The 6,655-nt window shown below is 71.9% G+C and carries 6 protein-coding genes and 1 pseudogene; 1 reads left to right on the top strand and 6 read right to left on the bottom strand.

Going from position 1 to position 6,655, the window contains the following annotated elements; genetic code table 11:
- Positions 1 to 153: 153 nt before the first annotated feature.
- The 3 genes from AB0K09_RS27680 to AB0K09_RS27670 all read right to left on the bottom strand — a co-directional run bounded on the left by AB0K09_RS27680 (position 154) and on the right by AB0K09_RS27670 (position 2,484).
- Entirely contained in the window at positions 154 to 1,251 is a 1,098-nt protein-coding gene (locus AB0K09_RS27680; protein WP_366068139.1) for a PP2C family protein-serine/threonine phosphatase, read from the bottom strand.
- 102 nt (positions 1,252 to 1,353) lie between these two features.
- Positions 1,354 to 1,875 carry a hypothetical protein gene (locus AB0K09_RS27675; protein WP_366068138.1) on the bottom strand — a complete coding sequence of 174 codons (522 nt, stop codon included), beginning with the start codon at positions 1,873 to 1,875 and terminating at the stop codon, positions 1,354 to 1,356.
- A 51-nt stretch (positions 1,876 to 1,926) separates the two neighbouring features.
- A complete protein-coding gene (locus tag AB0K09_RS27670; RefSeq protein ID WP_366068137.1) occupies positions 1,927 to 2,484 on the bottom strand; it encodes a hypothetical protein in 558 nt (185 codons plus the stop codon).
- Positions 2,485 to 2,607: 123 nt separating this feature from the next.
- Between AB0K09_RS27670 and AB0K09_RS27665 the strand changes: the two genes are divergently transcribed.
- Positions 2,608 to 3,327, top strand: a complete 720-nt coding sequence (locus tag AB0K09_RS27665; protein ID WP_366068136.1) for an SDR family oxidoreductase — start codon at positions 2,608 to 2,610, stop codon at positions 3,325 to 3,327.
- A 15-nt stretch (positions 3,328 to 3,342) separates the two neighbouring features.
- Here AB0K09_RS27665 and AB0K09_RS27660 read toward each other — a convergent pair whose 3' ends face one another.
- The 3 genes and pseudogenes from AB0K09_RS27660 to AB0K09_RS27650 form a co-directional block, all read right to left on the bottom strand.
- Entirely contained in the window at positions 3,343 to 3,861 is a 519-nt protein-coding gene (locus tag AB0K09_RS27660; RefSeq protein WP_366068135.1) for an HD domain-containing protein, read from the bottom strand.
- A 43-nt stretch (positions 3,862 to 3,904) separates the two neighbouring features.
- Positions 3,905 to 6,274 carry an Orn/Lys/Arg decarboxylase N-terminal domain-containing protein gene (locus tag AB0K09_RS27655; RefSeq protein ID WP_366068134.1) on the bottom strand — a complete coding sequence of 790 codons (2,370 nt, stop codon included), beginning with the start codon at positions 6,272 to 6,274 and terminating at the stop codon, positions 3,905 to 3,907.
- 225 nt (positions 6,275 to 6,499) lie between these two features.
- A pseudogene (locus AB0K09_RS27650) lies at positions 6,500 to 6,655 on the bottom strand (lytic transglycosylase); the annotation flags it as partial.

Genomic DNA, 6,655 nt, shown 5'->3' with positions numbered 1-6,655 from the left:
GCCGTTCACCACGAGCACCTGAGTTGCCGGAGTCGGCGGGTCGGCCGCGTGGGCCGTCCCCGCGGACAGCCACACAGCACCGGCCAACAGCAGCGCGGCCATCGAACGCTTCGGGATTCGCATGCCCGGTTCAACGGCCGTCACCGCCGGAGGTCACCCGTCCCGGGTGATCGCCAGCAGGGCCATGTCGTCGCTGGTGCGGCCGCCGGAGTGGCGGCCCACGTCGGTCAGCAGGGCGTCGAGCAGTGCCTCCGGGCCGGGGAAGGTACGCCCCGGCAGCCGGGTGGCCGGGTCGTAGAAGACGCCGGCGCGGTTGCGGGCCTCGGTCAGGCCGTCGGTGTAGAGCAGAAGCGTCGCCCCCGGCGGGAACGGGACCGTGTCGGTCCGGATCTCCTCCGGGCCGAGCTCCGCCAGGGCGAGGGGCAGGGCTGGTTCGGAGGGTTCGACGGGGTGGGCGGCGCCGTCGCGGAGCAGCAGCGGGGGCGGGTGGCCCCGGTTGATCAGGTGGAGTACGTCGCCCTCGGGCGGTATCTCCGCCAGGACGCCGGTGACGAAGCCCTCGATGTGTTCCGGGCCGGTTCGCCGATCCGCTTCCCTGCGCAGTGCCCGTTCCAGCCGGTGGGCGACGCCGGCCAGGGTGGGTTCCTCCTCGGCGGCCTCCCGGAAGGCGCCGAGTGCCACGTCCACCACCTTGACCGCGCCCAGACCCTTGCCCCGTACGTCGCCGATCACGCAGCGGACCCCGTACGGGGTGTCCTGTACTCCGTACAGGTCACCGCCGATCTGGGCGTCCTTGACGGCCGACTGGTAGCGCACGGCGATGCGCAGGGGGCCGATGGAGGGCGGCAGTTCCGGCAGGAGGGCGCGTTGCAGGGCGACGGCGATCCGGCGGGCGGACTGCAGGCGCACGTCGCTGTAGTGGATGAGGCGGTTGACGACGACGGCCAGGGCGGAGACGGTCGCGACCGCGGCCAGTTCGCTCCGTCCGCCCGAGTCGCCGATGAAGCCGAAGTGGGTGAGCAGTGCTGCGTCGGCGACGCAGGCGCCGATGCCCGCCAGGATCGTCGCGCGCAGGGACAGCAGCGCGGCGGCCGTCATGGGAGCCGCCGTGTAGAAGGCCTCCGCGCTGAAGTGGGGGGAGGTGGAGTAGTCGAGGAAGGCGCCCACGACGAGGAGGAGGGCGGGCAGGAGCGACAGGTGGGCCAGGCAGCCGCGCCGTACGGCGGTGCGGCCCGCGCTCGGTGTCCTCACCTGCCCGCTCCCGCTCTCGCGTACACGCAGTCCAGCATCCCCGGCCGGGCTCGGCGCTGCCAGCCGGGGGCGGCTGCGGGGCACCGGCCGTGTGATCGCCGGTCAGGTGCTGAGCAGGCGGTTGAAGAAGGACCGGTAGCGGCGCAGGGCCTTGCGGAGGTCCTCCGTGTCCACCTGTTCGCCCTGGCTCCACTGGCCCTCGAGGTCCTGCTTGTGCTCGGCGAAGGTGGCCGCCAGGGTCTGCATGACCTCCGCGACCAGGGTGTCGGCGGCGTGCACGGCCTCTCTCGGGTCGTCCACGAACCTGCTCTGGACCTCTTCCCAGCGCTCACGGTAGCCCTGCTCGTCCTCTTCCGGCAGCAGCCGCGGGAGGTCCTCCTCCGTCGTGTCCCCGGCTTCCTCCGTCGTGTCCCCGGCCTCCTCCGCCGGCTCGGGCTCGGTGGTTCCCTCTGTCTCCTCCGTCTCTTCCGTCTCCTCCAGGGGCGCGGTGCTCTCGCCCGGGTAGGTGGGGACGCCGGAGGGCGTCTCTTCGGTGAGGTCCGCCGATCGCTCCTCGGCCGGCTGGGCGAGGTCCTCGGTGGACAGACCGCGTTCCGGGCGGTCGGGTATGTCGTTGCTGCGCATGATGTCCTCCGTCCCGGCCGTATCGGTACTCAGGCCGGAAGGGTGGGTGGTTCAGGTGCGGGCGTGCTGTGCCCGTCCGCCGTTGGAGAGCAGCTCGTCGAACAGGGCCCGGTAGTGCACCATGGCGCCGCGCAGCTGCTCGGTGGTGGCCTTGGTGCGGGTGCTGAGCGTTTCGACCTCGTGGGCGGCGCGATAGTGCTCCAGGGTGCGACCGTGTTCCACGGAGAGGTCCTTGAGCTGCTGCTCGTATCCCTCGGTCGGATAGCCGCGCTCGTGCATCAGAGAGGTCACCAGGCGATCCGCGTCGTGCACGGCGTCCTCGGGCCGGTCCACGAATTCCTGCTGCACGCTGCTCCACTCCCGGGTGTACCGGTCGCGCACATTGTCGGGCAGCGGCTTGATGGTCAGCTCGTCGTGGCGCTTCTCGCGGGCCCTGAGCTCCCGCTCGCCGGCGAGCCTGCTGTCGGCGCGCTCAACCGTCCGGTCGTACTCGGGACCGAAGCGTTCGCGGAGGCGGTGACGCCGTGTGATCGTCCAGACAGCCACCGCCACCAGGGCGATCACCACGACGACCGGGATGATGATCTCCAGAAGTGTCCCTGTTGACATGGAGCCGCACCCCCTTACTGTGTGCCGGACAAGGACCATTTTAGGTGGTTTTGATTCGTTTCTGATCGGTGATGTCGAAGGGGTACCGGCGTGCCCCCCGCCGCGGCTGCGAAAGGCTCTGCCATGTCCCTCAGTGATCAGCGCGTCGTCATTCTCGGCGGCACCTCCGGCATCGGGCTCGCCACGGCGGACCTGGCCACCCGGGAGGGGGCGGAGGCGGTCGTCGTCTCCAGCAACCCCCGCAGTGTGGAGCGGGCTCTGGCGTCGCTGCCGGAGGGGAGCACCGGAGAGGTCGCCGATCTGACGGACGTCACGCAGATCGCCGCCGTGTTCGACCGGATCGGTTCCTTCGACCATCTCGTGTACACGGCCGGTGAGCCGCTGGCTCTGATGCGGCTGGACGCCCTGGACATCGAGGCCGCGATGGCGTTCTTCACCCTGCGGTGCTTCGGCGCGCTCGGTTCGGTCGGTGCCGCGCTGCCGCATCTGCGCCCGGGCGGGTCGGTGGTGCTGACCAGCGGGACCGCCGCGCTGCGGGCCGCGCCGGGCTGGACCGTGGCCGCCGGGGTCTGCGGCGCCGTCGAGTCGATGGTGCGGGCGATGGCCGTCGAGCTGGCCCCGCTGCGGGTCAACGCGGTGCGCCCCGGGGTGGTGCGTTCGCCCTTGTGGTCGCGGATGGCGGAGGCCGAGCGCGAGCGGTGGTACGAGCGGACGGCCTCCGGCGTTCCGCTCGGCCGGGTCGGGGAGGTGGTGGACGTCGCGGAGGCATACGTCTTCCTGATGCGGCAGCGTCATGCCACGGGCACCGTCGTCACCGTGGACGGCGGGACCCTGGTGGCATGACGGCGGGCCGGGGAGTCAGCTCCTCCGGCCCGCGTGGCGCTCGAGTTCGGGGAGCAGGGACGGGTTGACGATGGTGAGGATCGCTTCGACCTGCCGCGGGTCGGCGGCCTTCCAGAGGACCTCGCGGGCGGCCCGGTACTTGGCGGCGAGCCGTTCGCGCCGGTCGGCCGGGAGGCGTGCGGCGCGGTCGGGGTGACTGTTGTGGGCGTTGTCGGCGATCTTGACGAGGGTGGCGTCGGGGTGGGCGGCGATGCGCCGGATCTTCTCGGCGTAGGACACCCCGGGTTCGTCGGTGACGGCCTCCACGGCGGCGACGACGCGATCGGGGACGCCTTCCGCCCGCAGCCGGTCCGCGGTCCAGTCGGTGTCCTCGATGATGTCGTGGAGGAGTCCGGCCATCTGGAGTTCGGGCCCGGCCGGGGCGAGGCCGGCGGCGACCGCGCGCACGTGCTCGATGTAGGGGACGCCGGTCTTGTCGACCTGTCCGGCGTGCGCGCGCTCGGCCAGGCGGTCCACCTCGGTGAGGGTCTTCATGCCGTTCATCATCCCTCGGCCGGGGGCGCCGGGTGAGGGCGCCTCAGGGCCGGGGATGCCGCTCGGGGAGCAGGCATTCGATGTGGTAGTCGCCGGTGATCTCGTCGACGGTCACACCGTGGGTCTCGCTCGCGAAGCCGGGGAAGGCGCGGTCGAAGGATTCCAGGGCCCGCAGGTAGCGCAGGAGGGGGCCGTCGGCCGTGCCGGTGGACTCACCGGGCATCAGGACGGGGATGCCCGGCGGAGTGACCGTGACCATCGCCGCGGCGACGCGGCCGGCGGAGTCCGCGAGGCGGACGCGTTCGGTGCCCTCGCGGATCAGCTGCTGGTAGCACCACTGCGGCGGGGCGACCGGTTCCGGCAGGTCCTGGAAGGCCGTCTCCAGCAGGGTGACCAGCCCGGCCTCGCGCAGGTGCTCGTGCATCGACTGGCACAGCCCGCTCAGTGTCGTGCCGGCGTAGCGCCGGGGGTGGCGGGCCAGCAGGTCGGGCAGGACGCGCTCCAGGGGCGCGTCGGCGTCGTAGAGCGCCTTGAAGTCCATCAGGGCGTCCAGCAGGGTTCCCCACTTGCCCTTGGTGATGCCCATGGAGAAGAGGATGAGGGTGGTGTAGGTGTCGGTCTTCTCGACGAGGATGTTACGACCGGCCAGATAGGCCGTCAGGATGCGGGCGGGGATGCCGCGTTCGGCCCATCGGCCGGTGGCGTCCAGGCCCGGGCAGGTGACGGTCACCTTGACCGGGTCGAGCAGGCAGTAGCCCTCGGACAGGCCGGGGAAGCCGTGCCAGTCCGCTTCCGGTGCCAGCTGCCAGCAGGACGGTTCGGTGCGCAGCAGAGCGGGCGGGGCGTCGGCGAAGGCGTAGTCGACGCCGGTGGCCGGGTCGGTGACGGTGGGCGGCTGCCAGACACCGAAGAACCAGTCCGGTCGCTCCCCCTCGGCCGCGATGCGCCGGCCGGTGCGGGCCATGGCCTGGCGGAAGCGGATCGCCTCGGTGATCGCCTCGTCGATGAGCCAGTGTCCCTGGGGGCCGTCCATCATGCCGGCCGCCACGTCCAGCGAGGCGATCGCCGGATAGAGCGGGGAGGTGGTGCCGTGCATCATGAACGTCTCGTTGAAACGTTCCTCGTCGACCGGCGCGCGGGGGGCGGGGCGGACATGGACCATGGCGCTCTGGGAGAGCGCAGCCAGCAGTTTGTGCGTGGACTGGGTGGAGAACACCGTCGGCCGGTCGGGGCCGGGGAGGGTGTCGGGGCCGACGGCCATGGCGTAGCGGCCGGCGTAGAGGGGGTGGAAGCGGGCATAGGCGAACCACGCCTCGTCGAAGTGGACGCGTGGTGTGCTCGCGGCGAGGTCGCGGGCGACGTGGACGGCGTCGTAGCACAGGCCGTCGTAGGTCGAGTTGGTGACCACGGCGTACTGGGCGTCGGGCGCGAGGGCGTCGAGGGCGAGGGGGTGGGTGCCGATGCGGCCGGTGACGGCCGCGGGGCGGATCTCCTCCGGTGGCAGGGGGCCGGCGAGGCCGTAGCCGTTGCGGGTGGGTACGAGGAAGACCGGGCGGGCGCCGGAGAGGACGAGGCCGTGCAGGACGGACTTGTGGCAGTTCCGGTCCACGAGCGCGATCTCGTCCCGCGCCACGCAGTAGTGCCCGACCATGCGGTCGGCGGTGGAGTTGCCGTGCAGGACGAAGTACGTGCGTTCCGCGCCGAAGACGCGGGCCGCGTTGCGTTCGGCCTCCCCCACGGGGCCCGTGTGCTCGAACAGCGAGCCCAGCTCCTCCACGGAGATGGAGAGGTCGGTGCGGAAGAGCCGCTCGCCGTAGTAGTCGAAGAACGCCCGCCCGACCGGCGACTTCAGGAAGGCGACGCCGCCCGCGTGGGCGGGGGTGTGCCACGAGTACTCGTGCGCGTCGTCGAAACGGCGCAGCGCGCGGAAGAACGGCGGGAGGACCGCCTCCCGGTAGGCGCGCGCGGCGGAGGCGATCCGGCCCGCGATGAACCCCGGGGTGTCCTCCAGCGGCCATACGTAGCCGACGACGGTCTCGGCCACCCACAGCGGCAGGTGTTCGAGATCCTCGTCGGCGCCGTCGGCCATGACCAGCAGGACGGGCAGGTCGGTGAAGCGCCGGCCGACCTCGCGGAGGATTCCCGCGCCACCGGGCTCTGCCCCGGGGCCGGGGGCGGCCGGGCCGGCGGTGCCGGTGCCCCGGGGGCCGGGGCCGGCGGGCAGGTCCCAGGCGACGACGGCGGCGGCCAGGCCGGCTTCCGTGCGCAGCACGGCGCGCGCGTCGTCCTCCGTCAGCGCCCAGCGGACCTCCAGGCCCTGCTCCTCCACCGCCTGGCTGATCCGCCGCAGCTGCTCGCTCTTGGCCCCGCGCCCCGATGGATCCTCGCGCAGCGCGAACAACACCGTACTCATCGTTTCCAACCCCCCGGCTCCGCCGTTTCAGGCTCCGCTGTTTCACGGCCGGCCCTCGGCGTGTCCGACGGGACCGGCCAACGACGTTCTCACCGCCTCGCGGTGGCGTCGCCCGCTTGCCGGGCCAAACCACTCGACCGAACGACGTCGCGTACACACACGGGAAGGGCGGCACCCCGTACGTGCGGGGTGCCGCCCTTTTCGTTTGCCGTTCAGTGCTGCCGATCAGTACGCGGAGTTGACGTTGTCCATGGAGCCGTACTTGTCGGCCGCGTAGTTGCAGGACGCGACGATGTTGGCGACCGGGTCCCAGATGTCCCAGGAGGTGCCCTCGACGTGATACGCCTTGAACGTCGGGTCGATGATCTGCAGCAGACCCTT

Source organism: Streptomyces sp. NPDC049577, from assembly GCF_040675635.1.
In the GTDB taxonomy this organism is placed as follows: Bacteria; Actinomycetota; Actinomycetes; order Streptomycetales; family Streptomycetaceae; genus Streptomyces.
The sequence above is the reverse complement of the archived record's forward strand: the minus strand, read 5'-3'. Positions and strand labels throughout refer to the sequence as shown.